The following is a 25,719-nucleotide window of genomic DNA, read 5'->3' on the forward strand; positions in this document are numbered from 1 at the left end:
AATAAATTCGCCAAGGTCAAGCGCACCTGTTTATTTTGAACTTCTATCAAAGTTGGTATCAAGCAATATTTCAGAGACGAAACCTTGAACAGGGTCGCCTTATTACAAAAGAGTTAACCCTTTTATGCATAACCGATTACCCATAAATGCTCCACTGTTCTACGGTAACTTCAAGAGCAAAAACAAATAATTTTAAATATTATAGGGCTATTTTATAACTATCAAATTCTGGTTTTAGGAGACCGAGATTTTTGTTCGGTTAAATTGGCTCAATGGCTAGATACACAAGGGTTGATTTTTTTTTATACTAAAATAATCGTGATTGAACTAAAAAATTCTGGTTTGTTTTCCTTAAAGAATTGTGGATAAAAACCGGTAATATCTTTATTTATTGAAAATGTAAAAGTTACAAATGCCAAAAAAGTTAAAGGATTTAGTGTCGCCTGTAAATGGAAAAAGAGTTATCGAAAATATGTGACAAAAGAAGGTTGGTTTATCCTAACAAACATGAACAGTAATTGTGAGGCGATTGCTGCCTATAAAAAGCGATGCAGAGGTGCGACCCGTGGCGAATTTAATTCGCCTACGGAAAACGCACCATTACGGTCTTGGGGGTCTCCACGGGGCAAACAGCGGTGCGGACGCAGGTTCCGCACACAGACCCAAAACCATGAGCGACTGCCGTGGTTCCCCCCACTCGCTATTGCATCAAGACAGGTATGAGAGCTAGGTCGCTTATACAGTCTACTTTTTAGCTCTAATGTCGCCCCCCCAAGATGTCTACAGACCTACTTTTTTTAACCATAAAATGGTACAACCTTTACATAGCAAGCATTTGAGCCTGTTTCGTCACCCCGTCAGCGATTTTCCCAGATGATTCCGATGAATGTCATGATTTTCGGGATTTTCGGGATTCTCAGCCTGAAGAGTTTCAAAAGCTTTGGTGAACCGAGTTTGGGAAGATTCCTGGCTGGTTGGAGAAGTCGGGAATCTCAACCAGGGTAAACGCCTATAATTTGGTATAAATTGTAACATAAAAAATTTAATTAACTCAATTTTTTTTTAAGTCGAATAAATCGAATCCTAAAGCAGTTTTTTTGTTCTATTTCAACGAATTTTCCGCTGACTTTGAACAAAAATCACAGGAGCATTTGCTTACGCAACGAGGGAGCATCCCATTTTGGAAACAATATTACCCAAAGCAACGATATTTCAAGGGTTTCAGCCCCCTAAAAAGAGCTAACGTGCCAAATTGGGATGCTCCCCGCAACGAGAATTTCCAGATCTCTCAAATCCACCAAGGATAACACGGCAAATAATTGAGCAATGTTTCGGGCTTGTTGACAATCAACCGATCGATTATAGATTTTTGATACTATTGTTTATTTTTTTGATGTAATTTTTGATACAAATTTTGAGGCGTTTACCCGGGAATCTCAACCCTAGTTGCGAACGCGCCCCGCTTGACCTACGGTCAATCGCTTTTAGCGTGGCCTACGGCCAATCGCGCAGCGGCTTGGAGCATCGCATTTCTCTAGTTTTATCTGCCACAGACAAGTGACAGGATCCGCAATTTTAGGCATTTGGGGAAATCTTTGAGTATTTCATTTAGCGGTTCTCATATTAATGCGGTACACAGGATTTTTTTACCTATTCCCTATGGCGTATTCCCTATGGCGTATTCCCAACCCATGCCAAGTTACCTGATCCGAAGTTCCTTATGCCCTGTCTTGATGCATCAATAGCTAATTAGGCCATGATAGAGTGTTTGATCAAGGCTCTGATTATTAAAAATATTAAATTAGTATTAAAAATATTAAACAACTTTGCCAAAGCGTCCAGCAGTTTTCATAAGATTAAGTTATAATAGAGATATTATAAATAAATACTCATAATTAGATCTCAAAAAATAGATCTCAAAAATAGATAGATCTCAAAAAAGTAGATCTCAAAAGAGTAAAATCTGCTCACCGCAGCCCAAACAGTAAAATCAGATACTAAAATCAGCACCCCGGTTGTGCATAGACGGGGCTTCCAAACATCCCAAGATTTTCTGTGAATCAATTCCTGCCAGTCTGGAACTTTCTTCTATCTAGAGTGTGGCTAGTTGGGCAACAATAAACTGGGCGGAAATTAGAAGTGAAGGTTAAAAAAACTGGATAGTTGGAGATAACCATGATGGCTATTACTCGTTCGGAACATCTGCCAGATCTAGAAAGTGTGCATCGGGAACTCAACCGCCGACTCACCCATTTCATGAATAGCGGCGAGGGAGGATTTCCAGGGATGACGTTTATGCCCTATGCAGAGATCGAGGAAACTCCTAAAGCGGTTTACCTGACACTAGAAATTCCAGGCATGGAAGCCAAAGACCTTGATGTTGAACTGACCGAAGACTCTGTTTGCATCAGTGGCGAGCGCAAGTCAGCAGCTAGGACTAAAGGAATAGGTATGGTACGCTCGGAACTACGCTATGGGAAATTCAAACGGGTTATTCCAATACCAGCCAAGATTAACAGAAATCAGGTTGAAGCTGAATATCACAACGGCATGCTGAAACTAACCCTGCCTAAAGGGTTAGTAAACAGCTAGAGAAAATGTTGCAGAGTCTACCAAAAACTCTTATTATTTGTTAGACTTAAATTAGGGTAACACCGACAGGGATTATTATGTAACTTAAATTAAAGCCGAAAACCAAGGGTTTAATAGTTGCGCTGTAATCCCGGTGGAACGAACTTTTTTGACATTTTTATGGCGCTCGCGGGATATTCCTGAGGGCTTTGGGAGATACCCCCTGGATGCGATCGCATCTTGCCTTGGCGAGCTAGAGTTTACCTTTGGTAGATTATGGTAGCTAAAAAGTATCGGTAAGCGTAAATCTTCAACCTTTTCAGGGAGTGAAAGTCAGTGACCTGAGGGGGTGACAACAAGCCTAACAATGGTGCTTGTCACCCCTTCAGGTTGCTTATTGACTGCCTTGCCTGTTTGATCATGTCAATTAAGGTGTAGTGAGCATCTTCAGAATCTTTAAGTACATGATCAAACGTAATGCGCACAGTGGAAGACTCCCCCTTAACTTTTGTGATGATCGTCATGCCTTGAGCATCAATGGAAACCATTTCTGCTTCTTCTGTATCAGGGGAATTACCGAAAGTCTGAGCATACAGTGCCACAGCATCAGCATGATCATCGTTCATGTGCTTACAAATGCGATCGCTTACCTCAGGAGACAATGGGTCAGACATGATTAACTGAACAAGTATAGTGATCAAAACAAGTATCTTTATCAAGATATCAGGTTTCCCTTCTCAAAACAGTCAGGAATTACCCAGCTGAAACGAAAAATTAAGGTTTTAGGCAATAGGTAACCGCCAACGGCGAACGGGGATATCAGAATTACAGACCTTTGACAGGTCTGGGTGGATATACTGTCTATGGGGAACTCCTGATTTCCTTATTAGCAGTTGACTAGCTTGGAGGATAGAATTCATAGGCACAGCGGTAATTCCAACCTGTGTAAAATTCCGAGGGTGCCTGTTTCAGCATCAAGTTAGCTGATCTGATGGGTGTTTTCTGATATATTCATTATTAGGTATGAGCATTTCCTCTGATTCAAGAAGGTATGTTAAATAGTAATCCCTAAGGTCAAGAGCTACCGGGATATCGGGTGTACTCAGCTAAATCGTCAGGGTTAGATTATCAGGGTAGACGACTCAGTTAAACACCTTTACACTAAAAGCTTGATAAATACTTATGAAGATACTGTGACGGTATATCAATTGGCTGCTATCAGCATAATTCATATCATTCTCAGTGATATCTAAATAGTGGTGCTTACCCTAGTTTACGAAGGTAAAACTTGCTGGGTGTCCCAGAAGTATATTTAGGGCTTGTGATCTAGAACACATCTAAAAGACGATCTAGATCTCCAGACAGGCGTGCTATCTATCATCCTACTGGTGTGACTTTTGTAAGCGTATTTATGGGAGTTTGATCACTTCCAATACCTAGGAATTAGTGGTCAAATAGAAAGCAGTCACTACCCACTTCGAGTGAGTAGAAACAGGGAGGGTTGTCATGCAAACTTTAAAACAGGGATCCAAGGAGTGCAATGTCATGGCAAAGTTGGCGGACAAACTGGAAAGAGAATGGCAGTCCCGCTTGTTGAGTGACTGTCCAAACCAAAATCCAGCCATCAGCTCCAGTATTGTACAGTGGTTAATTGGAGAAGATAAAGAGGGGTTTGACACTCTCACTCAGAGCAAACTGGCAATCGCTGTCCAAGCCATGGAGTATCGTTACAGAATTTTGCAACAGCGTTACTTGGGGGTGCCACCAGAACGTTCCTATCGCAATTTGACCACCCGCTTAGCCAGTCTAGTTACCTTACGCAATAAAATCCGCACTTGGGTGTCCCTAAGTCGCGATCGCCAAAGGGCTGTGGTGGATGTTCTCCAAGAAGTGATTCAGGAATTATTAAATAGCGATCGCTATATCCAAAAGCAAATTGCCTGGATTAGACAATGTACCTTCGAAGAACCGCTGCGCAATGCTTTATTATTAACTACTCTTGAAGAGTATTGTCTGCGCCCGATTCGCAACCAGCCCTTAGTTGTCTATCGGTTTGTCAACTTTCTGCGTCGGTCTCAACGTGGCGGGATGACCCATGTGCCGGAAGGAGACATGGTACGTTTAGTGTCAGAGTCAATCAATCCGGAAGGGGAAACCGATGCCCCAGTGAGTCTATTGGATAACCAAGCCATTACTAATTATCAACATAAGCAGGCTTGGGAAGAGAAACAAAGCCTAAGGATGTCCGTATCTAAGGAATTTGAGGCTTACTTAGAGAAAAACTTAGGGTCTGAGGCGGCCCTTTGGCTGCGACTTTACTTGCAAGGTCAATCTCAAGAGGCGATCGCTCGTCGCCTAAATTGGCCGATCAAGAAGGTCTATCGTCTACGGGAAAAAATTAGTTACCATGCCATTCGTGTCTTTTCCATCAATGGGGTAAAAGGCAAACCAGACTTAGTAGCAAGTTGGCTGGAAACATCCTATACTGAGCACAGTTTTGGACTAACCCCAAGGCAATGGCAAGAATATCAGCAAAAACTGACCCCTGAGCAACAGCAGTTGCTGGATAAGTTGAAAGCTGGTCATACCTTCGAAGCGATCGCTAACGATCTTAACTGGAGAAGTAACCAGGTGATGGGTGAATGGAACAAACTCTATCTAGCAGCTCAAGCCCTGCGCAGTGCTTCGGCAAGTTGAGGTTTGAATTTTATTATCCAATAAATCGCGCTAATTTATAAATAAGTGATAGGTATTAATTAGTATAGCTACAAGGAGCTACAGCCAAAAAACACTAATTTACTGTCATCAAAAAAAATGGGTCTGAAACCCCGTCCTTCTAGGAGACGAAACCTTAGGGAGTGGAGCCTTATTACAAAAGACTTAACCCTTTTACCCATAGCAGACTAACCATAAAGGCTCAACTCCCTTACGGTAACTTCAACGGACGGCTTTGTGCTATAATAGCAGAAGACGCAATGACCCGAAAAGGAAGGGTGAAACTCCCAGCAGTGGGACGCCTTGGTTAAATGGTAGTTACTCGAAATGGGGACTCGGTCTAAGACTCCAATTCCAGCCCAATGCCACGCAAGAGGCGCGACCCCGTAATTTAATTCGCCTAGGAGGCGTGCGCCTGAGTCTTTTTGGAAAGCGAATCAAAGTACTTAAAAAAAAAGTAGACTCAATGACATTTCTGTCGGAGAGAGTAGAGGCAATTGGCACCGCCAATTGGACTATCAACCCCATGTTGGTAGTTGTTACGAGCAATGCCCCAAAAGGGTACCTCCGCGCTTTGAATCCTCGCGCCTTTAGGCCGGGGAGTGTCAAACTAATTTACTGCAATAGGGTATGGAAACCAATTGAGACGATTGTCCATGCCCTATTTTTTTTACTCCTCACCTGACAAGGGCTAATGCCACCACACTAGTTATCACTTTTTAGCTATAAACTGACCTTTAAGGGATTGAATCTCCCCTGATAATTCTTGGCGTGTTTCGACTTTGAGTAGATAACGAGCTACAAACCAGATAGTATAGCCAATACCCACTAATTCAAACAACGGTGCCATCAGGGGAATATCGTTAATTGCATCCAGCACCGCCAAAGTGATCTTAACAGTCATGAACCCAGCGAGCAAAAGACCAATGGTAAGCAAGGGTTTTTGGTAATTGCTAACAAATCCGCCGATATATTCCGGCAATTGTGACAAAATGTCTGTAAGAGTTTGCAACCATTCCTGCCACGGTTGGGTGAGTTCTGGCTCAGGAGCAGTGAGTTTGGCTATAGCACCAGGTTGATCAACTTTGAGGTCTACTTTCAGCTGTTTTTCATCCTCAAGGGTAGTTTCATTGGTGCTGCTTTGAGTATATGCAGATGCTTGGGGATTTGACGTCATATTTCCTCCAAAATTCTATTAAAGCAGGATATTCTATCGTTTGAGTAAGGCAGCTGCATAAGAGTACAGACTGACTAACTGTTGCCCATGTTATCAAAAGTTTCATAATGACCTGCTAGAGGTAAGCATCCGTAGGTATGGGGTGATTTATAGCCAACTGGTCACCATCCCACTGGTCCCCAAATAGCTCAGCAGCACAACAACTGGTTAGGGAAAATCTAAAGATTTTGTTAAAATACTGAAAAATAAGCTTCCAGGAGAACACCTCCAATCATGAGCAACACCCTATCCCAAAAGCAAGTTGTTATTTCCCCTTCTATCCTGTCAGCTGATTTTAGCCGACTGGGAGAAGAAATTAAGGCTGTGGATGCCGCAGGCGCTGATTGGATTCATGTTGATGTCATGGATGGTAGATTTGTCCCTAACATCACCATTGGTCCTCTAGTTGTTAAAGCCATTCGCCCGATTACCCAAAAGCCACTGGATGTCCACTTGATGATTGTGGAACCAGAAAAGTATGTCGCAGACTTTGCTGAGGCAGGGGCTGATATTATATCTGTTCATGCTGAACACAATGCTTCACCCCATCTGCACCGCACTCTGTGTCAGATTAGAGAATTGGGTAAGCAAGCAGGTGTTGTACTTAACCCCTCCTCATCCTTGGATTTAATTGAGTACGTCCTAGAAGTCTGTGATTTGATCCTGATTATGAGCGTCAATCCTGGCTTTGGTGGTCAAAGCTTTATTACTGAAGTTGTGCCAAAAATCCGCAAACTCCGTCAGATGTGTGATGAGCGCGGTCTTTCTCCTTGGATTGAAGTTGATGGTGGACTCAAGGTTAACAATACCTGGCAAGTGCTAGAAGCTGGAGCGAATGCGATTGTGGCTGGCTCCGCTGTATTCAAGGCACCAGATTACGCAGAGGCAATTAGCGGTATTCGTAACAGCAAGCGTCCTGAACCCGAATTAGTAACTGCTTAATCAGAAGCATCCCAATTAGGGCAATCTTAACCAAAGGTCGAGGGGGCTCATTCTGAGCAGCCCTCTTCCGACACCCGAGCTCCCTACTCCCTACTCCCGCGCAACCCTAAGGTCATAAGTACCTAAGTTAATTGACAACTACTACAATCGGCAAAACTTGCGCTCGCGGTCAAATTCTGGATCTTGCCAAGAGAAGGCAAAATGGCTGACTGAGTTAATTTGTGGTGTCACTCGGCGCAATGCCTGCATCTGGTTTTCTAGGGAAGGACGATTTTTTATGGATCTTCCCCAAGTTCCTGCGAGTGCTGGTTTTACGTCTGTTTCCGACGATGCCCACTTAAACACCCGTTTGACTAAATTGGCAATACAACCGGTGTGACCACAAACACCATAAGACATGGGATGCCATTCCAGGGAACGGGGAAAATGTTCCCAAGGCTGTAGTCTGGAATCATAACCCATGCGACCTACAACTTGGTTGCCATCGGGGAAAAACACTGCACCGGCTTGTACCCCAGCTCGCTCTGCTGCCAATTCGCCTAATTTGAGAAAGTCTAATATCCCTTGGGCAGCGTGAGCAACACTGAGTTGCCACAACTGCCATTGTATAGTTCGAGTACTTTCTCTTGCTGAAGGAGTGCGACCTTGCCAGAGGGGGGTTTTTTCATCAGGGTAGAGCTTTTTGACAGCTTTTATATCCTTAGCGCTAATGGAACCCTTACTCAGATAGCGCCGAATTAGCTCCTTACCTTGATTGTTACCAGCCCGTTGATACAGGGCTTGCTTAGCTGCATCACTGTAAATCCAAAGATCCTTGACACTGCTGGCCACAGACTGGGAACCTGAACCACGGGGATAGCGAATGTAGTCGAATAAAATCCCATCGGGGCGTCGCTTTAATACACCCTTAAGCATCTCATAGTAGTCTACCTGGGCTTGTCGATTGTAAGGGTCGATAAATACTTGAGAGCCATCCTTAACTACAGACAAACTCGTTTCTCCTTGACCATTGCGGGCAAGAATCTGTTGCCGCTCGGCACGATGACCGTAGGTATAACCAAAATTCATTGTAAACATCCAGGCATACACCTGCAAACCCCGCTCACGACCTTTTTGAATCGCCTGGGCTAATAAATCTACGTTCTCAGTCCCCGGTTGTTGTATGACTGACGGCCAAGGAGTACGATTATCTGCCTTTGGTAACAGGACGCGACCATCGTAAAATACTTCAACGTAGACTTGATTGTAGCCTTGGTTCACAATACGGTCTAGGGTTTCCTCAAGGGCTCCAGGACGAGCATCACAGGGATATAAGCGCACCCAAATTGCTTGATTTTGCGGCCAGGTTTGGGAACGACACTGCTGTAAGAAACTGGCGTGTGCCTGGATAATGGTTTGGTAGCTGATTTTAGAGTCTGAGTTATTCTTTAAGGAATTAACTCTTAAGCTTTCTTTTTGAGCGATCGCTTCCTGAGTAAAGTGGCAATAAGCTTTTGTTTTTGCCTCAGCTGTTGGTACCAACCAACACTGACTCAACAGACTACTTCCTACTGCAAGGGCGGCAATCAAGCTACGATGTAGACCTTGCCGGTGTTGCCTCCGTTTACCAAAACTGTTATACATTCCTAGAAACACTACAAAAGAACAGAAAGTTAGCCAAAAGCCAGCTAACTCATCCCCGATTGGTTCAATATCTTTGACATCTCCCCCAGGTGCAGCATCAGGGATTCTAAACGGATACTACGAGAGGGTCAGCAAGTCACTAACTCGTTTTCATCCCCGCCGTTATTGCACAGGGGTTTTTAACTATGATTTTTTCTAAAATTAGCTTTAGCTAGTTATGATCTAGTTTAGGGATAGAAAGGGAAACACCAAGGGAGGGGGTAGAGGTAAATCTATAAGTAAATCTATATCGTTTTATTTGATGCATATATCATTAAATTTGTCAACTTTAGATTATACTCCATTAATTATTAGTTAACTAAAGCCCTAGTAGTGATCAACCCTATAATAATTAGTCTAACCCCTAACCGCTAACGGCTGGCATTACCTTTAAAGGTTTTCAGCTCTCTTAGCAACTGTTCCGGAAAATTCTTACTGATTACGAGAGTTAGGGTAGGAGCAGGGAAAGAATTGGCCAATAGTTTTAGATCATCGATAATCCTACCCTCCCTTGCCTGGGATGTTCTCAAGAAACCTGAAGATAGGACAGGTTTATACTGGCAATTTTTTGTTCACCCGGCTTATGCCTCGCCTACAATAGGCGAGGTGTGGACAGCTTAAGCGCCCCGTTTGAGAGAACGCTCGACTTGGGAAAATTCCTGCTCTAGACGATCCTTCACCTTTTTCGGTAAAGGGCGATTGGGATAGGAACTGTAGTAACCAGCCAAGGAATTGACAGCAGTTCGCATGGTAGTGAAGGAATTGAGGGTAGACACAGATCTATCTCTGCGGTAGCGCGAGGCATAGTCATTCATCAGTAGAGTGGCTTTTTCACGAATTGCCGTCTTATCTGGTGAATCTTCTGGTAATTCAAGGGCTTGTCTTAATTCTTGTAGAGCAGTTATTGTATCCTGACGGTAATCTCCTGTTAAGCCTGTACCACTTGAGGCACAACCAGTTAAACCGATAACCATAACCAGTACCAGGGCAATAAAACCTGATAAGTAGCGCTTTATTAGCATGATTGACATCAAATCCAATTTTATAATCAGATTTGATCCTATCTTGAATTGGTACTGGGGGGAGCATCCCCATCAGAAAAAAAAATCCCACGGGCGTGTTGCCATGGAATGTGTAGTCTCAGATCAAATCTGCCACGAGTTGGGTTTGAAACACAAGGTTTCGCTACATTTCGCCCCATTTTAGGGCAAAATGTGAGGGGGATTTAGCCGAAACGCCCACTAACATAGTCCCTGGTGGCTTCCTGCTGAGGATTTTGGAAGATGACTTCAGTTCTATTGAACTCTACTAAATAGCCTTGTTTACCACCTGTTTCCGTTGCCCTAGCGTTATAGAAAGCTGTCATGTCTGCTACTCGGGTAGCTTGTTGCATGTTGTGGGTAACGATAACAATGGTGTATTTTTCTTTCAGCTCGTGCATTAGTTCTTCCACTTTGAGGGTGGAGATGGGGTCAAGAGCGGAGCAAGGTTCATCCATCAACAACACTTCTGGCTTAATGGCTAAGGCGCGAGCAATACACAAACGCTGTTGTTGACCGCCAGATAGAGACAGACCACTCTGTCTTAGTTTATCTTTGACTTCATCCCAGAGGGCAGCTTGTCGGAGACTGCGCTCCACTAATTCATCCATGTCCCCTTGATAGCCATTAATCCGGGCTCCGAAGGCAATATTTTCATAAATGGATTTGGGAAAAGGGTTTGGCTTTTGGAATACCATGCCAATGCGGCGACGTACTTCTTCAATGCTGTTGTCAAACTTTTTATCATAGAGATTTTCCCCATGGAAGGTTATTCTACCTGTCACCCTTGCTCCCGGAATCAGGTCGTTTAAGCGATTAAAACACCGCAACAAGGTGCTTTTTCCACAACCGGAAGGTCCGATAAAGGCAGTAACTTGGTTTTTCGGAATATCTAAATAGACATCTTTGACTGCTAAAAATGATCCATAGTAGACGGAAACTTTTTCAGCCCGTAAAACCGGTTCTTCTACTTCTAAATAAGAACTTGTGGACTCGATAACTTGGTTGGTATTCATAGTTAAATCATCTGTGTAATTGTTAACTTTTGAAATCAAAACTGAAAACTTTTCCATTCCTTTGAATCGGTATTTTAATAGTGGGTATTGTAAATTACTATCTATTGGTTTGGAATTTGTTGCGTAGGAAAATTGCTCCAGCATTCATGACCAACAGCACTATCATCAACATCACAATTCCCGCTGCCGCGTTAGTGTGAAAGGCTTCTTGGGGACGGGAGATCCAGTTGTAAACTTGAATTGGCAGTGCAGTAAATGGATCTTGTGGGTTCATGGGCGGCCTGGTAATAAAGCTCAAGGCTCCGATAGTGATCAAAGGAGCAGTTTCCCCAATTGCCCTTGACAGTGCCAAAATAGTTCCTGTCAGGATACCAGGTAAAGCGAGAGGAAAAATATGCTCTCGAATCACTTGCCAACGAGTTGCTCCTAAGGCATAACCCGCTTGACGCAAACTGTTGGGAATTGCCCGTAGACTTTCACGGGTGGCAACAATAATGATAGGCAGAATTAACAACGACAGGGTTAGGGCACCAGTTAGTATGCTCCTACCATTAGTAATGGGAGCCAACCACCGAACAAACACTTGTAACCCCAATAAGCCGTAAATAATTGAAGGTACAGCAGCGAGGTTAGCGATGTTGATTTCAATAATCTGGGTCAACAGGTTGTCAGTGGCATATTCTTCTAAGTAAATAGCCGCCCCTACTCCCAAGGGAAAAGAGACCATTGCTGTTATCACCAACAGCCATACACTACCGATTAAGGGAGGAAAAATACCAGCTTGGTCTGGTTTACGGGAGGGAGGACTGCTGATAAATTGTCCATTAAGCCGGGGCAGACCATCGAGAAAAACATCAATCAGCAATACTGCCAGTATCACTAGCCCAAAAAAGATGGCAACCCAGGCAGCAATGGCGAAGATTTTATCAAAGTTATAGCGCTTGGGTAGCGCGAGGTTGAAGTAACCTGGGGAATCGTCTCCTAGAGGTTTTAGGTCTTGTGCCATTAGTCGTATTTCTCCCGAAAGCGGCGGACAAACCAAAAGCTAAAGATATTTAGGGCTAAGGTAAGTAAGAACAGGGTCATGCCTACAGAAAAAATAGTTTTGTAGGCTAGGGAACCTGCTGGTGTATCTCCTAAGCTGACCTGAACAATATAGGCTGTCATGGTCATCACTGGTACTAGGGGATTTACTCCTAAGGTGGGATTTTGACCGGCAGCAATGCTAACAATCATGGTTTCACCCACAGCACGGGAAACCGCTAGTACGAAGGAAGCAACAATTCCAGATAATGCTGCTGGTATTACTACTCCGATAATGGTTTCTCGTTTAGTTGCCCCCAAGGCATAAGCACCTTGTCTTAAACTATTGGGTACAGCATAGATAGCATCTTCACTGAGGGAAGCTACCATGGGAATAATGGCTATTCCTAAAACAATCCCAGCGCTTAAGGCATTGAATCCTTGTAACCCGGGAATAAATGTTTTTAAGAAGGGGCTAACTAGCATCAGGGCGAAGTAACCGAATACTACCGTAGGAACCCCTGCTAATATTTCTAGGGCAGGTTTGAGCCAACGACGGATACCAGGAGATGCATATTCACTTAAGCAGATAGCTGCCAGCAATCCCAAGGGTAATGCCACCATCAGCGCGATTACAGAGGTCAGGAAGGTGGCACTAATCAGTACAAAAATGCCAAATTTGGGATTAGCAAACAAGGGAGTCCATGCTGTATCAGTCAGGAATTTCCAGAGTGATACTTCTTGGAAAAATGCTACTGTTTCAAATATTAGGGTTAGAACAATGCCGATGGTAGTTGCGACAGAAACAAAGGCAAAGGTAGCAAAAACTATTTTTACTACCAGTTCTACCCGCTTGTTTAATTGCCGGTTTGGTCGAAACATCTCAGAGTCTGATGACTCAAAAGATGGCGGAGTGGTAGTCATTGGTAAAGTTTTAAGTGTGAAGGAGCAAGTGTGTTCGCTTGATAGCGTTCTGTAAGGGTAGGATGAAGTGCGAATGATAAAGGATAAAGGATGAAGGATGAAGTGTGAGAAATTAAGTGTGAGAAATCAAGTGTGAGGAATCAAGTGTGAGGAATGAAATAATTATACTGATAGATGTACTTATGATATCTATCAAGGTGACTTACAAGCAAGGTGACTTAGCAACTTGTATTTTTTCGGCCTTCATCCTTCATCTTTCATCCTTCAGACTTTAAGAAATCCTTTACTATTCTTTATTTCTCTAATAGCTCTTTAACTTTGGATCCTTTAGGAGCATTAGCAAAGACTGTACCGACTGTGCCTTCGCTAAAGCGCTTTCTCACCAGCATCATAATGTCTTCTGGCATGGGCACATAGCCAACTTCGGAGATTAATTTAGAATTTTCTGCTGCCAAATGATACTCTACAAAAGCTTTAACTTCCGGTCGATTCGCCGCCTCTTTATTGACATAGATAAACTCTGGGCGAGATAGAGGTTTGTAACTCCCATCGGCAATAGTTGCTTTGTTAGGCGCAACACAACCACTTCCTCCATTAATCTCTAGCAGTTTGAGTTTATCTTTGTTTTCTTCGTAGTAGGCGTAACCAAAGAAGGCTAGTCCACCCTTATCAGTAGATACCCCTTGCACCAGCAAATTGTCATCTTCACTAGCGGTATAGTCGCCCCGAGAGCCAGCGTCTTTACCAACCGTGTTTTCCATAAAGTAGTCATAGGTTCCGGAGTCAGTTCCTGGACCATAAAGTCCTAGTTTGGTATCAGGGAAACCAGGACGAATTTGCTTCCAGTTGTTGACTTTGTCTTGAGCTGCTGGCTCCCAGATTTTTTTGAGTTCAGCGGTTTTTAGGCAGCTAGCAAAGTTATTTTCTTTGTTAACTACCACAGAAAGTCCATCAAAGGCGATGGGTAATTCGATGTACTCAATTCCTCCCTTCTTGCAAAGTTCTATTTCTGATGCTTTGATCGGACGGGAGCCGTTGGAAATATCCGTTTCTCGAGCACAAAACTTCTTGAATCCACCACCAGTACCAGAGATACCGACGGTAACTTTGATTCCCGGATTGGCTTTCTGGAACTCTTCCGCCATTGCCTCAGAGATGGGAAATACGGTACTGGAACCATCTACCTCAACTGTAGCTGTGGGGGCTGAACCACCACCACAGGATGTAATGCCCACGGCTAAGGTGGTGATCAATGCTATTGACAATAAAGAATTCTTTTGAGACAACATGGAATTGGCTTAATTATTTTAGGCGTCACAGCCGGAGTGTAGCGCTCCATCATCAAGACTAGGTTAAGCTTTGGGTTAAATTTTAATTAAGAAAAGGTTAAATTTATAGTTGGTGTAGTAGGTTTCACTAGCTAACTTACTCTAAGGTGGTATAGTGAAGGGTGCCTTTAAAGCTGATATATGTGGGAGATACTGTGGTTCAAGCACCTTTGTCAACTGCTGTAGGTCTATCTGTAGATTTATCAACTACACCAGCAAGTACACTAGCAAGTACACCAGGAAGTACACCAGAACAATGCTTAACATCCCCAGCATCCCTGAATCAGTGGCTACAAAAGCTAACTGAGGGGATTATTGCAGGCGATCGCATTACTAGAGAGCAAGCCTTAGCCCTGACCAAACTCGAAGGGCAAGATAATATATTGCTGCTGTGCCAAGCAGCTGACAAAGTGCGCCAAGCCTGCTGTGGTAATACCGTGGATTTGTGTAGTATCGTCAATGTCAAATCTGGCGGCTGCTCAGAAAACTGTGGCTTCTGTGCCCAGTCGGCTCACCATCCTGGCGTTGATTCCCCGATTTATGGTCTTAAGTCTAAGGAAGAGATTATGGCTCAAGCTAAGGCAGCTGAAGCGGCTGGAGCCAAACGTTTTTGCCTAGTGAGTCAGGGACGTGGACCAAAGTACAGTAGTCCTAAATCGAAAGAGTTTGAACAAATTCTGGAAACGGTACGGGAGATTATTGCCGAAACCAGCATTAAGCCTTGCTGTGCTTTGGGAGAAGTGACCTCGGAACAAGCCCAAGCCCTGAAAGAAGCTGGGGTAACTCGCTACAACCACAACTTAGAAACCTCAGAGCGGTTTTTCCCAGAAATTGTCACTACTCACAGCTGGCGCGATCGCGTCGAGACGATCCAGAACTTGAAAGCAGTTGGGATTCAAGCCTGCACTGGTGGCATTATGGGCATGGGAGAAAGCTGGGAAGACCGAGTGGATTTAGCTCTAGCCCTGGGGGAGTTAAAGGTGGAATCAGTACCCCTGAACTTGCTCAATCCTCGGTCTGGAACCCCTTTGGGAGAATCTGGGAAGCTAGACCCCTATGAAGCACTAAAAGCGATCGCAATTTTCCGGATGATCCTACCTAAGCAAATCCTGCGCTATGCTGGTGGGCGAGAAGCCGTGATGGGTGAATTGCAGGCAAAAGGGCTAAAATCCGGAATCAATGCTATGCTGATTGGACACTACCTCACCACTCTGGGACAGCCACCAGAGCAAGACCACGCTATGCTGGACTCTTTGGGTCTAACCGGTGGTGAAGCTCCGATTCCCGGAGAATATAACTCTTAGAATAAATAGCCAGAATAAATAGATTATCGATGTAACTGTGTCTGCTCCCAATGAGATTTTGTGGGCCATAATTGGTTTGCTGCTGACAATCGGCGGCACGTTTCTAGAAGCCTTCTTTGTCTCCAATCCACCCTGGGATTGGTCAACTCAAGGTGTTCAAACTATATCCCTAGGGGTTACCTATCAGATTGGAGCAGTCCTACTAGCTGCTTGTTTAGGAGGCAGAAATGCTGGTGCTCTTTCTCAAATTGCCTATGTTGTGATCGGGTTGAACCTCCCAGTCTTTACTCAAGGTGGAGGTATTGGCTATATCAAGGAACCCAGCTTTGGATACATACTAGGCTTTATTGCCGGAGCCTGGGTGTGTGGTTTTTTAGCCTTTCGCGTACAACCACGAGTCGAAACATTGGCATTTAGCTGCCTATGTGGTTTACTAACCATCCATGCCTATGGTGTCGGCTATTTGATGATTTTCCACGGCATCAATTGGTCAGTGCTTGGGGCTGAGCCTCTCATGGAAGCCATCATGAAATATACCATTTCACCTTTACCGAGTCAGCTAGTGGTAATTTGTTCTGTCACCGTTGTGGCATTTGCTCTACGGCAGTTGATGTTTTATTGATAGTCATTGGTAAAAATAAATTTGTTAATTGCTAAGGTTTAATTAACGAACGGCTACTCACTAGATGTGTAAAACGGCTTTGACACTCCCGACTCCCGACTCCCGACTCCCGACTACCGACTCCTAGTAAGTCCCTCACCCAATCAATAAATGCTATCATGACTAATGACTAATGAAAAAAAACCGCCTGTGTTGGTTTGCTGCTGCTATTGGTCTGATTCTGGATCAGCTGACTAAATATTGGGTGGTGCAGAATTTTGAATTGGAAGAGACTCTACCCCTGTGGCAAGGGGTGTTTCACTTTACCTATTTTACTAATACTGGTGCCGCTTTCAGTCTCTTTAGTGAAGACGGCAGCTGGTTGCGCTGGCTGTCCTTAGCCGTCAGTCTTGGTTTAATCGCTCTAGCTTGGTTTGGACCAAAGCTGATTAGATTGGAACAGCTTGGTTATGGCTTCATACTGGGAGGAGCATTAGGGAATGGCATAGACCGTTTTTTCAACAGTTGTTTGGTAGATAACCAGACAGTAACGGGTTGCGTTGTGGATTTCCTCCATTTTCGGTTGATTAACTTCCCGGTATTTAATGTGGCCGATGTGTGTATCAACTTAGGTATTGTATGCTTGCTTATTGCAAGTTTTAAGCATCAATCTCCAAAATCTAGGGAGAGGGGACAATAACATAGTCATAACTTACAAGCCACAATACACAAGGGTTATGGCCAATCTGCTTCCATAATCCTGTGCCCTGTCTTCCCTCTGTGCCCCGTCTTTCCCTTATTCGCCCTTTTCCTAACTTATTTGCCAAATCCGGATCGTGCTGGATTTGGTATTTTCGGCGTATCCCTGTATCCGAGCTCGATCCGTGCCTGCCCTATTCTCAAAAGTAACCAATAATCCTTTACTATTTATTCTCAATTAGAAAATTTTCTTGCAAGTGAGAGAAATAATTATTTAATATTGTCAATAATGGCTCGTTTTTGAGAGGGTTACCATGGCTAACTATACAGCTGCTTCACTCAAGGCCGAACTCAATGCTCGAGGTTGGCGTATGACACCACAACGGGAGACCATTCTCCACGTTTTCCAAAATTTACCGAGAGGAACCCATCTCAGTGCTGAGGAACTTCACGAATTGCTCGAGCAACGAGCAGAAGGAATCAGCTTATCTACTATTTACCGTAGCGTTAAGTTAATGTCACGGATGGGCATCCTGCGGGAATTGGAGTTGGCAGAAGGGCATAAACATTATGAACTCAATCAGCCTTTTCCCCATCATCACCATCATCTGGTGTGTATTCAGTGTAACCAGACCGTTGAATTCAAGAATGACTCAATCTTGAAACAAGGGATGAAGCAGGTGGAAAAAGAAGGCTTGCAGCTGATTGATTGCCAGCTGACCATTCATACCATTTGCCCAGAAGCCCTGCGCATGGGATGGCCTTCGGCTCTACCGAGTAATTGGCGTTGCTCTCGATCCATTGCGATGCACGAACATTAGTTTTGTGAGTGGTTGTCGTTTTGTCAATGAACTAAATGACAAGCAACATAATGTCCTCTACCTGCATCTTTAAACTCTGGTTCTGGGTCTTGCCGACAAGTATCCATTACCATAGGACAGCGAGTGTGAAACCGACAACCTTTGGGGGGATTGCTGGGGCTGGGTACATCACCTGTTAGGATAATACGTTCCCGTTGACGCTCAAGTTCAGGGTCAGGAATTGGTACGGCTGAGATTAATGCTTGGGTATAGGGATGCAAGGGGTTCTCATATAAACAGACGCGATCTGCGAGTTCTACTATTTTGCCTAGGTACATTACTGCCACCCGGTCAGAAATGTGGCGCACTATACTTAAATCGTGAGCAATAAATAGATAAGTTAAGCCCATATCTGCTTGCAACGACTGCATCAAGTTAACGACTTGGGCTTGAATGGATACATCTAAAGCAGCAATCGGTTCATCACATACTATAAAGTCAGGGTTTAAAGCTAAGGCGCGAGCAATCACAATCCGCTGACGCTGACCCCCAGAGAATTCGTGGGGATAGCGATTGATAAACTGGGGATTGAGTCCTACCACCTCTAGTAAGGACTGGACTCGTTCTTGTTTTTGTTTACCGATGGCTAACCCATGGATTTGCAGGGGTTCACCGACAATACTTCCTACGGTCATCCTGGGATTGAGAGAAGCATAGGGGTCTTGAAAAATCATTTGCATCCGGCGGCGCATCTGGCGCAGGGATTCAGCCTCTAGCTGGGTTAGGTCGATATTTTCAAAGTAAACATGACCAGCTGTCGGACGGTATAGTTGTAGGATCGCTCGTCCGGTGGTACTTTTGCCACAGCCAGATTCTCCTACTAAGCCTAAAGTTTCGCCACGGTTGATATCGAAGTTGAGTCCATCAACAGCTTTGATGGAGCCAATTTGCTTTTGCCAGATGATTCCTTGGGTGATGGGGAAGTGCATCTGTAGGTTTTCTATGTGTAAGAGACTTTTGTTTTGTGGGTTGGGCTTGGGGTTGTCTAGCTGTGGTGCTGTCATGTGATTGTTTAATGCTTAATCGCAATCATATTAGCCGTTCACATGCCATTGCTTTAATGTTTGACAACACCAACTTGTCTTGATTAAGGATTACCAGAGTCAGGCATAGCATGGGTAGACAGTAACTCGTTAACGTAGCGCCGAATTACAATCTGCTGCTGGTCAGGGCTAAGGCGTTTGGCTTGAATCAGGGAGTCGAGGCTAACCCCATTGACCAGGGCTAACAGGGCGTTGGCTTCTAACTCTGGCTCTATGTTAGGTCGAATCAGTTTGGCTGACTGTAGAGCTTTCAACTCTTGAATAATCACCTGACGGAGCTGAGCAGCACTATGTTGATGCTCAGCCATCAGGGATTCTCGTCCAATGGCATACCCCAAAAAGGCCACCCAGACCTTGAGAATATCTTGCCGTTCAGTGTCTAGTGGCAAAAACGCAGATAGCATTTCTACCAGTCGATCGACTCCCCTAGCGTGCTCTGTTGCAGCCTGCATGGTTTTTTGCAGACGCTGAGTTACTTGATTAAGGGCAAACAGAATAAGCTCCTGCTTATCTCGAAAGTGGTGAGTAACAACTCCGGTGGTGCAACCCAGCTCTTGGGCGATCGCGCGCATACTGGTGCGATCTAACCCCTCTCGGACAATAACTCGCCAGGCGGCTTCAGAAACTTCAAGGCGGCGATCCTGTTGGGACATGAGCATTAAAGGGAACTATAGCAGAAGTCAGAAGTCAGAAGTCAGAAGTCAGAAGTAAAACTATTGCGCTTACAAAGGGTGTGAGACTAATGTCGATGTCCTAACTGCCCTGGCGACTGCTATAACCAGATAACACCAGATATAAAGTGGGACATAAACAAAGTCTCAATGCCTATTGACAGCTTATCATAACAGTTGTTATATTGTTAGCATAACAACTGTTATGAGGTTAAGCTAATGCACTCTGAGCTGACTTGTCCCTCCCCTCGCTCTGGTCTCAAAGGTTGGCTTGATCGCTTCACCGGACCAGGGGCAACCCAAGCTGAGTTGCTGATACAATTTGTGCCGTCGCTGGTGGCTTTGGTAGCAGCTCCAACCTACGCGCTGACCCTCCCAATACAGTGGAGCCCGTTGCAATTAGGACTGATTGCTGTTCTTGGCCTTGATTTAGTGGGGGGTCTCCTCACCAATGCCACTTCCACCGCTAAGGGTTGGTATCACCGACCGGAACAGGGTTGGCAGCAGCATTTAGGATTTGTGTCTGTTCATGTGATCCATGTCTTGTTAGTGGCGCTGCTATTTCGTGGGGGAGATTGGGGGTTCTTGATCGGTGTGTCCAGCTACCTGTTGGGGGCATCAGTGTTGATTTTGCGGTCTCCCCTCTATCTTCAACGTCCAGTAGCCCTAGGGCTTTACGGGTTAGGGCTGTTGGGCGATCGCTATCTATTTTCCCCAATGCCTGGTTTGGAATGGTTTCTCCCTTTGTTTTTTCTAAAAATATTAGTCAGTCATTTGCTTAAGGAAACCCCTTATCGCCCTAGGGAAACGCGATAAGATTTTCTGGTACTGATTTGTGGTGTTTGACAGGAATAATTCTAGTTGTGAGGTAATTACAATGACAATAACTATTAGACATCTGGTATCTGCACTCTTGGTTTTATCTTTTGGATTGTTGGGGTCTCTAATTCCTGGTGGTTCAATTGAAACAAGGAGTTTCTCACACATTGACCCCTTGATATTGGGGGCATTTAATACCTTCTTAACTTCCCTAGAGATAGTCAGCCTTTTAATTATTTACTTTATCTTCAAAGATTTAAAGTGGGCGTTCATTGTGTCTAGCTTATGTGCTATGTCCTATTTTATCGTATACGCCCTAGACTTAGGAACACTCTTTCCAGTTTCGCCAGATCCCATGCCTCAGGCGCTATTTGTAATTGAAGTATTGGGAATGATTGTTTCTCTTCCTTTACTATTTCTTTCTGTTCGCGGAGCTATGACGAGTAACACTAGTGGCAAGGAGCAAGTAATAGAAAGCAAACCCTATTCAAAGACGTTTGTATATTTCGCTTTCTTTTTGGTTATTGTTGGTGTTGGCATTATTACCTTTGCTACGAAATCGGCTATAGGTAGCTAACAGTGCCTAACATTCGTAAGTATTCAGCTGTCAGCTATCAGCTTTGTGGCACAGCGTCGAAGCCTGTACCAGGCTACGGTAACAGCTATCGTAAGCTATCAGCTATCAGCTATCAGCTATCAGCTATCAGCTTATGGCTTAGATCACAGCGTCGAAGCCTGTGCCACCCTACTTGAGGTGTTTTTGAATAAAATCAGCTGACCACTGACCACTGACGGCTGACGGCTGAATGCTTACCAGCTATCAGCTTATGGGCATAGGGCAAGCTACACCGAACAGCTTTTGAATAACAAAAATAACCATTAGTTTAATCTGAGTTAAGGAAAGCTGACCGCTGACTGCTGACCGCTGAATGCTTAAGAATTAGAAGGAATATGTTTGCTTTTTATATCAATCCTATGTTTACATCTCAAATAAAAATTATATAGCGTTTATCATAGCTATGAGGTACATTCAAGGTTCTTACCGCTGCTCCGTTCGCGTTTGGCCGTAGGCCACGCGGGGCGCGTTCGCGCAGCGTCTGGCAAAGCCAGTAAGCGTGGCCCACGGCCTTAGCTCCCTAAAACCCTAAGGGCGAGGTACCTCATCCGATTGAGAGTGCTATATATGACAATGATATATCTAGAGCTAAACAATCAAGGTCAAGTACTTCGTTTTTCTCTTGAGAAAGGATTTTATCGATTAGGACGCGATCGCACTTGGTCAGATTTCGATATTCCTGAAACAGGCTGGACTATTGTCTCCCAACGCCATGCTTTTCTGCTTCAAGAGGGAGAGGATTATCGGATTTTTGATGGTGATGGGGCAAATCCAAGTACTAATGGACTATTTGTTAACCACACTCGCATCACTGATGGGTATCTTCTGAAACATGGCTTAGAGTTGACCATTGGACAAAATCCTCGGGATTACATTCGCCTCACTTACTTTAATCCTGCCCATAGTCAACCAAGGGTGACGCCAAATAAACGGCAGCTTTCCTTGGCAAGTGTGCAAAATTGGCCAGTGCAATTGGGTCGTTCTCCTAATCCTGAACTTTCCTACTGTTGGCCATTAGATGCACCGACAGTTTCCTCCCTTCACGCTACCCTTATCAAGATTTACGAAGGCAATTATCAGATTAATAATTATAGCAGAAATGGTACCTTTATCAATGACAAGTTAATCCATAAACCAGTTTTACTTAAGGATGGGGATACGATTCGGATTGGTCCGTTTATATTACTGTTGAGGCAGGATACTTTAGAATTAGTTGACCAAGGTAATCAAATTCGGATTGATGCTGATAAATTGCTGCGCGAGGTTAATTATAAATTAGGCAAAAAACGCACTATCCTGAATCACGTTTCTATGCCGATTGAACCTGGTCAGTTAGTGGCTTTGGTAGGAGGTAGTGGCACTGGTAAATCTACGTTACTGAAAACTCTATTAGGAATTGCACCAATTACTAAAGGTACTGTATTTATCAATGGCCAAGATTTGCGACAGCATTTTAATCAGTACCGCTCACAAATTGGCTATGTTCCCCAAGATGATATTGTGCATCGGGATTTAACTGTAAAAGAAGTATTAACCTATGCCTGTGAATTACGATTACCACCAGATACTGATGTGAAACAGGTGGTGAAGCAAACTTTGTCACAAGTCAAACTGGATTTTGTGAGAAACACGGTTGTGGGTAATCTGAGTGGGGGACAACGGAAACGAGTCAGTATTGCTGTGGAATTATTGGCTGATCCGAAACTGTTCTTTCTGGATGAACCTACTTCTGGTCTAGATCCAGGACTGGATAAGGAAATGATGCAGCTATTGCGAGAATTAGCGAATCAGGGACGAACTGTGGTGCTGGTGACTCATGCTACTGCGAATATTGACGTATGCGATCGCATTGCCTTTATGGGTCGGGGTGGACGGTTGTGTTACTTTGGTCCTCCCACAGAAGCGATGGACTTTTTTAAGATGCCATCTCCAGACTTAAGATACTTCCCTGATATTTACCTGAAGCTAGAGCAAGGGGAAACACCGGAGGAACTTGAGCAGAATAGTGAACACTGGCATCAGCGGTTTCTCAGCTCACCTGGTTACAAGACCTACATTTCAGCACACCTCAGTCCTGGTCAAAGGTTGCTATCGACCTCAATCCCTAGCAAAAGTGCTGGTATTCCTGTTTTCAAGCAACTCAAGCAACTGCTGTTGCTCAGTCAGCGCTATCTACAACTAGTAGTGCGGGATATGCGAAGTCTTGCCCTAGCCTTACTAACTGCTCCGATTGGGATTAGTTTGATTATTCTGACGTTGTCAGGGAAAGACCCCTTAGCTCAACTGAAGTCTCCAGAGATAACCCAAGCACCTCTAGCGCTACGAGTATTGTTTATTTTTACCTGTGCTGCCCTGTGGGTTGGACTATCTAGTTCACTGCAAGAAATTGTGAAAGAGTCCAGTATTTATGCGAGAGAGCGACTGGTTAATTTAGGGTTATTTCCCTATCTCGGTTCCAAAGTACTGATTCGGTCTGGCTTAGCTATTTTACAAACTATCTTGATTGTTACTATTGTGCTCTATGGGTTTAAGCCACCTACCTCTGAACTACTGGATTGGAAAATTGGCTTGGGAATCACTACTTTTTTAACCATTATCGCTGCTACCAGTTTAGGTCTGATGGTATCGACATTGGTTAAAAATGAAAGTGAAGCCAATAATACTATACCATTGATTTTGCTACCCCAGATTATTTTTTCTGGAGTTATTTTTAAACTAAAAGGATTAGCCAGTACACTATCTTGGCTGATGGTAAGTCGTTGGTCAATGGGAGCTTACGGTGCCCTGGTAAATGTGAATAGCATGGTACCAGAACAGTCTTCCAGGTTTGGATTGAAGCTTCCTCCTCCTCCCTTTGAAGCAACACCCGTTTATGATGCCACCTGGCAAAATTTGATTCTTAACTGGCTACTACTGTGCTTACACACCGGGGTTTATTTAATAATCGCCTTTAAATTACAGAAGCGGAAGGATATTTTATAGGAAATATGTAGGGTGGGCAGTGCTTACTTTGATCATTGTCAGGTTTTAAATTAGTCTGAGGCACTGCCCACCAGAGAATTAATTTTATAGTTAATTTACTGTCGGTGGGCAGAGAAATATAGAGTAGATGTAGGGTGGGCAGTGCTTACTTTTAGGATAGTCAGGTTTTAAATTAGTCGGATGCACTGCCCACCCTACTATTAATCTGTCGGTGGGCAGTGCTTACTTTTAGGATTATCAGCTTTTTCAATTGGTTTTATGCACTGCCCACCCTACTATTAATCTGTCGGTGGGCAGTGCTTACTTTTTAGGATTATCAGCTTTTCAATTGGTTTTATGCACTGCCCACCCTACTATTAATCTCTGATATTAACACAAAAAATCATCGGATATCTTTTCTTTCTAACCTCTCCACAATCTCCATATTTCGTAATAAAAAAAATTACTAAACCCCTTGACAATAAATTAATTTATAAATATATTAATAATATAAGCAGTTTCAAGGAGTCATTACTGATGACTAAAAACTTTCCACCTAACTCTGATGACAATATCACCCCTGAAAACGAAGGTCGTAAACGGAAGAAAGCCAAGCTCGTTTTGATCGGTTCTCCTGAAAAGGTTCGCAAAACAATTAATGCCATTTATTCCCTTAAGTATGCTTACCCAGACGAGTGGAGCACTCCCGAGCCTACTGGAAAACCGGGTGAGGTTATGACCTTTTTGATTCGATATTTTTACGTAGACTAGGATAGTAAATTGCCAGGGCAAAGCCCTGGCGACTATGAATGGTGAACGTTTTTTGTGGAGGGATATAAATCAGGATGAAGGATGAGTTAGAATGTGGTTGCTTTCGAGCAGTTGCTGACTAATTCGATAAGAATGTATTAGTTCATCAGTAGCGATGCAGCGCGGTCTTGGGGAGGCAGCGCGGTCTTGGGGGTTTCCCCCATGAGCGACTGCCGTGGTCCCCCCCATGAGCGACTGCATCAAGACAGTGATTTAGAGTTGAGTTGAGCTCAGCTTTACAAAAGAATTCGGTCAAGACTTGGGGTTAACCAGAGCTTGACCGATTTTTTTTGTTATAGTTAGAGGAATTATTAATTGGGTGAGTTCGTAGGGTGCGTTAGGGACGGGCTTGCACTCATTTTATCGGTCGTCAATGTTGGGAAAGTCCGTCCCGTAACGCACCACCGGGTCAAACAGTAAAAATGAGATGCACCCGAGCAGCAACGCCTCTTAAGTTGTCTCATCTCAGCCGTCCCAATTTGCCCACCCATTAGCAGGATATCCCTTTCAAATGGGGAGAGATGGAATTAGCGACAAAGTTCAGCCAAGGCAGATGTATCGGAGCCAAATTATGTAACGCTTTGTGGATTTTTTAACCTTCTATGTACTTTTATAAATAGGTTACAAACTGGCTCGATTTCTTGTAACAGATAACTATAATTACTATGATACCAGTTGGTTAAAGTTTGGGGTGCCATGTCGCGCTCCTAGAAGACGGTGGGATCGAGTGCATCTCATTTTTGCCGTTTGGGTGGTGCGTTACGGGACGGATTGTCCTAACACTGGCTACCAAGAAAATAAGGGCTCCCCCGTCCCTAACGCACCCTACGAACATTTACAAAAGTGAGATGCACCCATGTGATCGACTGGTATTGTTTTCTTCAAGGGTACAAGGTAA

24 protein-coding genes and 1 pseudogene are annotated in these 25,719 nt (G+C 44.0%); 14 read left to right on the top strand and 11 right to left on the bottom strand.

Features of this window, described 5'->3' with window-relative positions:
• The first annotated feature begins 565 nt into the window (after positions 1 to 565).
• The 3 genes from LYNGBM3L_RS42815 (at position 566) to LYNGBM3L_RS48365 (ending at position 2,854) form a co-directional block, all read left to right on the top strand.
• Entirely contained in the window at positions 566 to 730 is a 165-nt protein-coding gene (locus LYNGBM3L_RS42815) for a hypothetical protein (RefSeq protein ID WP_154659676.1), read from the top strand.
• A 1,448-nt stretch (positions 731 to 2,178) separates the two neighbouring features.
• Entirely contained in the window at positions 2,179 to 2,592 is a 414-nt protein-coding gene (locus LYNGBM3L_RS04685; RefSeq protein WP_008179705.1) for an Hsp20/alpha crystallin family protein, read from the top strand.
• Between the two features lie 133 nt (positions 2,593 to 2,725).
• Positions 2,726 to 2,854: a hypothetical protein gene (locus LYNGBM3L_RS48365; RefSeq protein ID WP_267871984.1), complete on the top strand. Its 129-nt coding sequence runs from the start codon at positions 2,726 to 2,728 to the stop codon at positions 2,852 to 2,854.
• Positions 2,855 to 2,948: 94 nt separating this feature from the next.
• Here the strand turns inward: LYNGBM3L_RS48365 and LYNGBM3L_RS04690 are convergent, their stop codons facing one another.
• Positions 2,949 to 3,245 carry a DUF2470 domain-containing protein gene (locus tag LYNGBM3L_RS04690; RefSeq protein ID WP_008179706.1) on the bottom strand — a complete coding sequence of 99 codons (297 nt, stop codon included), beginning with the start codon at positions 3,243 to 3,245 and terminating at the stop codon, positions 2,949 to 2,951.
• Between the two features lie 832 nt (positions 3,246 to 4,077).
• Here LYNGBM3L_RS04690 and LYNGBM3L_RS04695 point away from each other — a divergent pair.
• Together LYNGBM3L_RS04695 and LYNGBM3L_RS04700 are read left to right on the top strand one after the other, a co-directional pair.
• Positions 4,078 to 5,268 carry a HetZ-related protein 2 gene (locus tag LYNGBM3L_RS04695; RefSeq protein WP_008179707.1) on the top strand — a complete coding sequence of 397 codons (1,191 nt, stop codon included), beginning with the start codon at positions 4,078 to 4,080 and terminating at the stop codon, positions 5,266 to 5,268.
• A gap of 253 nt (positions 5,269 to 5,521) precedes the next feature.
• Positions 5,522 to 5,971, top strand: coding sequence for a hypothetical protein (locus LYNGBM3L_RS04700; RefSeq protein ID WP_008179708.1), 450 nt, complete (start codon positions 5,522 to 5,524; stop codon positions 5,969 to 5,971).
• 27 nt (positions 5,972 to 5,998) lie between these two features.
• Here the strand turns inward: LYNGBM3L_RS04700 and LYNGBM3L_RS04705 are convergent, their stop codons facing one another.
• Entirely contained in the window at positions 5,999 to 6,463 is a 465-nt protein-coding gene (locus LYNGBM3L_RS04705; RefSeq protein WP_008179709.1) for a CAAD domain-containing protein, read from the bottom strand.
• A gap of 273 nt (positions 6,464 to 6,736) precedes the next feature.
• Between LYNGBM3L_RS04705 and rpe the strand changes: the two genes are divergently transcribed.
• A complete protein-coding gene (gene rpe, locus LYNGBM3L_RS04710; RefSeq protein WP_008179710.1) occupies positions 6,737 to 7,444 on the top strand; it encodes a ribulose-phosphate 3-epimerase in 708 nt (235 codons plus the stop codon).
• A 141-nt stretch (positions 7,445 to 7,585) separates the two neighbouring features.
• Here the strand turns inward: rpe and LYNGBM3L_RS04715 are convergent, their stop codons facing one another.
• The 6 genes from LYNGBM3L_RS04715 to LYNGBM3L_RS04745 all read right to left on the bottom strand — a co-directional run bounded on the left by LYNGBM3L_RS04715 (position 7,586) and on the right by LYNGBM3L_RS04745 (position 14,398).
• The gene (locus LYNGBM3L_RS04715) at positions 7,586 to 9,067 is read right to left on the bottom strand and encodes a family 10 glycosylhydrolase (protein WP_008179712.1); all 1,482 of its coding nucleotides are present in this window, start codon (positions 9,065 to 9,067) and stop codon (positions 7,586 to 7,588) included.
• A 656-nt stretch (positions 9,068 to 9,723) separates the two neighbouring features.
• Entirely contained in the window at positions 9,724 to 10,128 is a 405-nt protein-coding gene (psb27, locus tag LYNGBM3L_RS04720) for a photosystem II protein Psb27 (RefSeq protein ID WP_008179714.1), read from the bottom strand.
• 203 nt (positions 10,129 to 10,331) lie between these two features.
• A complete protein-coding gene (gene pstB, locus LYNGBM3L_RS04730; protein WP_044492288.1) occupies positions 10,332 to 11,162 on the bottom strand; it encodes a phosphate ABC transporter ATP-binding protein PstB in 831 nt (276 codons plus the stop codon).
• A gap of 97 nt (positions 11,163 to 11,259) precedes the next feature.
• Positions 11,260 to 12,168, bottom strand: coding sequence for a phosphate ABC transporter permease PstA (gene pstA / locus LYNGBM3L_RS04735; RefSeq protein WP_008179721.1), 909 nt, complete (start codon positions 12,166 to 12,168; stop codon positions 11,260 to 11,262).
• A complete protein-coding gene (pstC, locus tag LYNGBM3L_RS04740; protein ID WP_044492277.1) occupies positions 12,168 to 13,109 on the bottom strand; it encodes a phosphate ABC transporter permease subunit PstC in 942 nt (313 codons plus the stop codon). Before pstC ends, pstA begins: the two co-directional genes overlap by 1 nt.
• A 293-nt stretch (positions 13,110 to 13,402) precedes the next feature.
• The gene (locus tag LYNGBM3L_RS04745) at positions 13,403 to 14,398 is read right to left on the bottom strand and encodes a PstS family phosphate ABC transporter substrate-binding protein (RefSeq protein WP_044492278.1); all 996 of its coding nucleotides are present in this window, start codon (positions 14,396 to 14,398) and stop codon (positions 13,403 to 13,405) included.
• 317 nt (positions 14,399 to 14,715) lie between these two features.
• On the opposite strand from LYNGBM3L_RS04745, the pseudogene bioB reads away from it, so the two are divergent.
• Together bioB and LYNGBM3L_RS04755 are read left to right on the top strand one after the other, a co-directional pair.
• A pseudogene (gene bioB / locus LYNGBM3L_RS04750) lies at positions 14,716 to 15,741 on the top strand (biotin synthase BioB); the annotation flags it as partial.
• Positions 15,742 to 15,778: 37 nt separating this feature from the next.
• Positions 15,779 to 16,363 (top strand): biotin transporter BioY, encoded by a 585-nt coding sequence (locus tag LYNGBM3L_RS04755; RefSeq protein ID WP_008179727.1) that lies wholly within the window; start codon positions 15,779 to 15,781, stop codon positions 16,361 to 16,363.
• 31 nt (positions 16,364 to 16,394) lie between these two features.
• Here the strand turns inward: LYNGBM3L_RS04755 and LYNGBM3L_RS48370 are convergent, their stop codons facing one another.
• Positions 16,395 to 16,523, bottom strand: coding sequence for a hypothetical protein (locus LYNGBM3L_RS48370; protein ID WP_267871985.1), 129 nt, complete (start codon positions 16,521 to 16,523; stop codon positions 16,395 to 16,397).
• A 12-nt stretch (positions 16,524 to 16,535) separates the two neighbouring features.
• Between LYNGBM3L_RS48370 and lspA the strand changes: the two genes are divergently transcribed.
• Positions 16,536 to 17,042, top strand: coding sequence for a signal peptidase II (gene lspA, locus LYNGBM3L_RS04760; protein WP_008179728.1), 507 nt, complete (start codon positions 16,536 to 16,538; stop codon positions 17,040 to 17,042).
• Positions 17,043 to 17,355: 313 nt separating this feature from the next.
• Positions 17,356 to 17,862, top strand: coding sequence for a ferric uptake regulation protein (locus LYNGBM3L_RS04765; protein WP_008179729.1), 507 nt, complete (start codon positions 17,356 to 17,358; stop codon positions 17,860 to 17,862).
• Between the two features lie 23 nt (positions 17,863 to 17,885).
• On the opposite strand, the gene LYNGBM3L_RS04770 is transcribed toward LYNGBM3L_RS04765, so the two are convergent.
• Together LYNGBM3L_RS04770 and LYNGBM3L_RS04775 are read right to left on the bottom strand one after the other, a co-directional pair.
• Positions 17,886 to 18,905, bottom strand: a complete 1,020-nt coding sequence (locus LYNGBM3L_RS04770) for an ABC transporter ATP-binding protein (RefSeq protein ID WP_008179730.1) — start codon at positions 18,903 to 18,905, stop codon at positions 17,886 to 17,888.
• An 83-nt stretch (positions 18,906 to 18,988) separates the two neighbouring features.
• Positions 18,989 to 19,597: a TetR/AcrR family transcriptional regulator gene (locus tag LYNGBM3L_RS04775; RefSeq protein WP_008179732.1), complete on the bottom strand. Its 609-nt coding sequence runs from the start codon at positions 19,595 to 19,597 to the stop codon at positions 18,989 to 18,991.
• Positions 19,598 to 19,834: 237 nt separating this feature from the next.
• Between LYNGBM3L_RS04775 and LYNGBM3L_RS04780 the strand changes: the two genes are divergently transcribed.
• From LYNGBM3L_RS04780 to LYNGBM3L_RS04795, 4 genes are all read left to right on the top strand, one after another.
• On the top strand, positions 19,835 to 20,431 hold the full coding sequence (locus LYNGBM3L_RS04780; protein WP_008179734.1) for a hypothetical protein: 597 nt from the start codon (positions 19,835 to 19,837) through the stop codon (positions 20,429 to 20,431).
• A 61-nt stretch (positions 20,432 to 20,492) separates the two neighbouring features.
• The gene (locus LYNGBM3L_RS04785) at positions 20,493 to 21,011 is read left to right on the top strand and encodes a DUF8051 family protein (protein ID WP_008179736.1); all 519 of its coding nucleotides are present in this window, start codon (positions 20,493 to 20,495) and stop codon (positions 21,009 to 21,011) included.
• Between the two features lie 612 nt (positions 21,012 to 21,623).
• Positions 21,624 to 24,032, top strand: a complete 2,409-nt coding sequence (locus LYNGBM3L_RS04790; RefSeq protein ID WP_008179740.1) for an ATP-binding cassette domain-containing protein — start codon at positions 21,624 to 21,626, stop codon at positions 24,030 to 24,032.
• A gap of 516 nt (positions 24,033 to 24,548) precedes the next feature.
• Positions 24,549 to 24,782, top strand: coding sequence for a hypothetical protein (locus LYNGBM3L_RS04795; protein WP_008179742.1), 234 nt, complete (start codon positions 24,549 to 24,551; stop codon positions 24,780 to 24,782).
• Positions 24,783 to 25,719 lie beyond the last annotated feature (937 nt).

The sequence above is a fragment of the Moorena producens 3L genome, assembly GCF_000211815.1.
GTDB classification, from domain to species: domain Bacteria; phylum Cyanobacteriota; class Cyanobacteriia; order Cyanobacteriales; family Coleofasciculaceae; genus Moorena; species Moorena producens.

What these genes read in the sequence shown, in the direction of transcription:
- LYNGBM3L_RS04685 (WP_008179705.1), top strand. Translation starts at nt 2,179, where the DNA reads ATGGCTATTACTCGTTCGGAACATCTGCCAGATCTAGAAAGTGTGCAT.
- LYNGBM3L_RS04690 (WP_008179706.1), bottom strand. Translation starts at nt 3,245, where the DNA reads ATGTCTGACCCATTGTCTCCTGAGGTAAGCGATCGCATTTGTAAGCAC.
- LYNGBM3L_RS04695 (WP_008179707.1), top strand. Translation starts at nt 4,078, where the DNA reads ATGCAAACTTTAAAACAGGGATCCAAGGAGTGCAATGTCATGGCAAAG.
- LYNGBM3L_RS04705 (WP_008179709.1), bottom strand. Translation starts at nt 6,463, where the DNA reads ATGACGTCAAATCCCCAAGCATCTGCATATACTCAAAGCAGCACCAAT.
- rpe (WP_008179710.1), top strand. Translation starts at nt 6,737, where the DNA reads ATGAGCAACACCCTATCCCAAAAGCAAGTTGTTATTTCCCCTTCTATC.
- LYNGBM3L_RS04715 (WP_008179712.1), bottom strand. Translation starts at nt 9,067, where the DNA reads ATGTATAACAGTTTTGGTAAACGGAGGCAACACCGGCAAGGTCTACAT.
- psb27 (WP_008179714.1), bottom strand. Translation starts at nt 10,128, where the DNA reads ATGCTAATAAAGCGCTACTTATCAGGTTTTATTGCCCTGGTACTGGTT.
- pstB (WP_044492288.1), bottom strand. Translation starts at nt 11,162, where the DNA reads ATGAATACCAACCAAGTTATCGAGTCCACAAGTTCTTATTTAGAAGTA.
- pstA (WP_008179721.1), bottom strand. Translation starts at nt 12,168, where the DNA reads ATGGCACAAGACCTAAAACCTCTAGGAGACGATTCCCCAGGTTACTTC.
- pstC (WP_044492277.1), bottom strand. Translation starts at nt 13,109, where the DNA reads ATGACTACCACTCCGCCATCTTTTGAGTCATCAGACTCTGAGATGTTT.
- LYNGBM3L_RS04745 (WP_044492278.1), bottom strand. Translation starts at nt 14,398, where the DNA reads ATGTTGTCTCAAAAGAATTCTTTATTGTCAATAGCATTGATCACCACC.
- LYNGBM3L_RS48370 (WP_267871985.1), bottom strand. Translation starts at nt 16,523, where the DNA reads ATGATAGCATTTATTGATTGGGTGAGGGACTTACTAGGAGTCGGTAGT.
- lspA (WP_008179728.1), top strand. Translation starts at nt 16,536, where the DNA reads ATGAAAAAAAACCGCCTGTGTTGGTTTGCTGCTGCTATTGGTCTGATT.
- LYNGBM3L_RS04765 (WP_008179729.1), top strand. Translation starts at nt 17,356, where the DNA reads ATGGCTAACTATACAGCTGCTTCACTCAAGGCCGAACTCAATGCTCGA.
- LYNGBM3L_RS04770 (WP_008179730.1), bottom strand. Translation starts at nt 18,905, where the DNA reads ATGACAGCACCACAGCTAGACAACCCCAAGCCCAACCCACAAAACAAA.
- LYNGBM3L_RS04775 (WP_008179732.1), bottom strand. Translation starts at nt 19,597, where the DNA reads ATGTCCCAACAGGATCGCCGCCTTGAAGTTTCTGAAGCCGCCTGGCGA.
- LYNGBM3L_RS04780 (WP_008179734.1), top strand. Translation starts at nt 19,835, where the DNA reads ATGCACTCTGAGCTGACTTGTCCCTCCCCTCGCTCTGGTCTCAAAGGT.
- LYNGBM3L_RS04785 (WP_008179736.1), top strand. Translation starts at nt 20,493, where the DNA reads ATGACAATAACTATTAGACATCTGGTATCTGCACTCTTGGTTTTATCT.
- LYNGBM3L_RS04790 (WP_008179740.1), top strand. Translation starts at nt 21,624, where the DNA reads ATGATATATCTAGAGCTAAACAATCAAGGTCAAGTACTTCGTTTTTCT.
- LYNGBM3L_RS04795 (WP_008179742.1), top strand. Translation starts at nt 24,549, where the DNA reads ATGACTAAAAACTTTCCACCTAACTCTGATGACAATATCACCCCTGAA.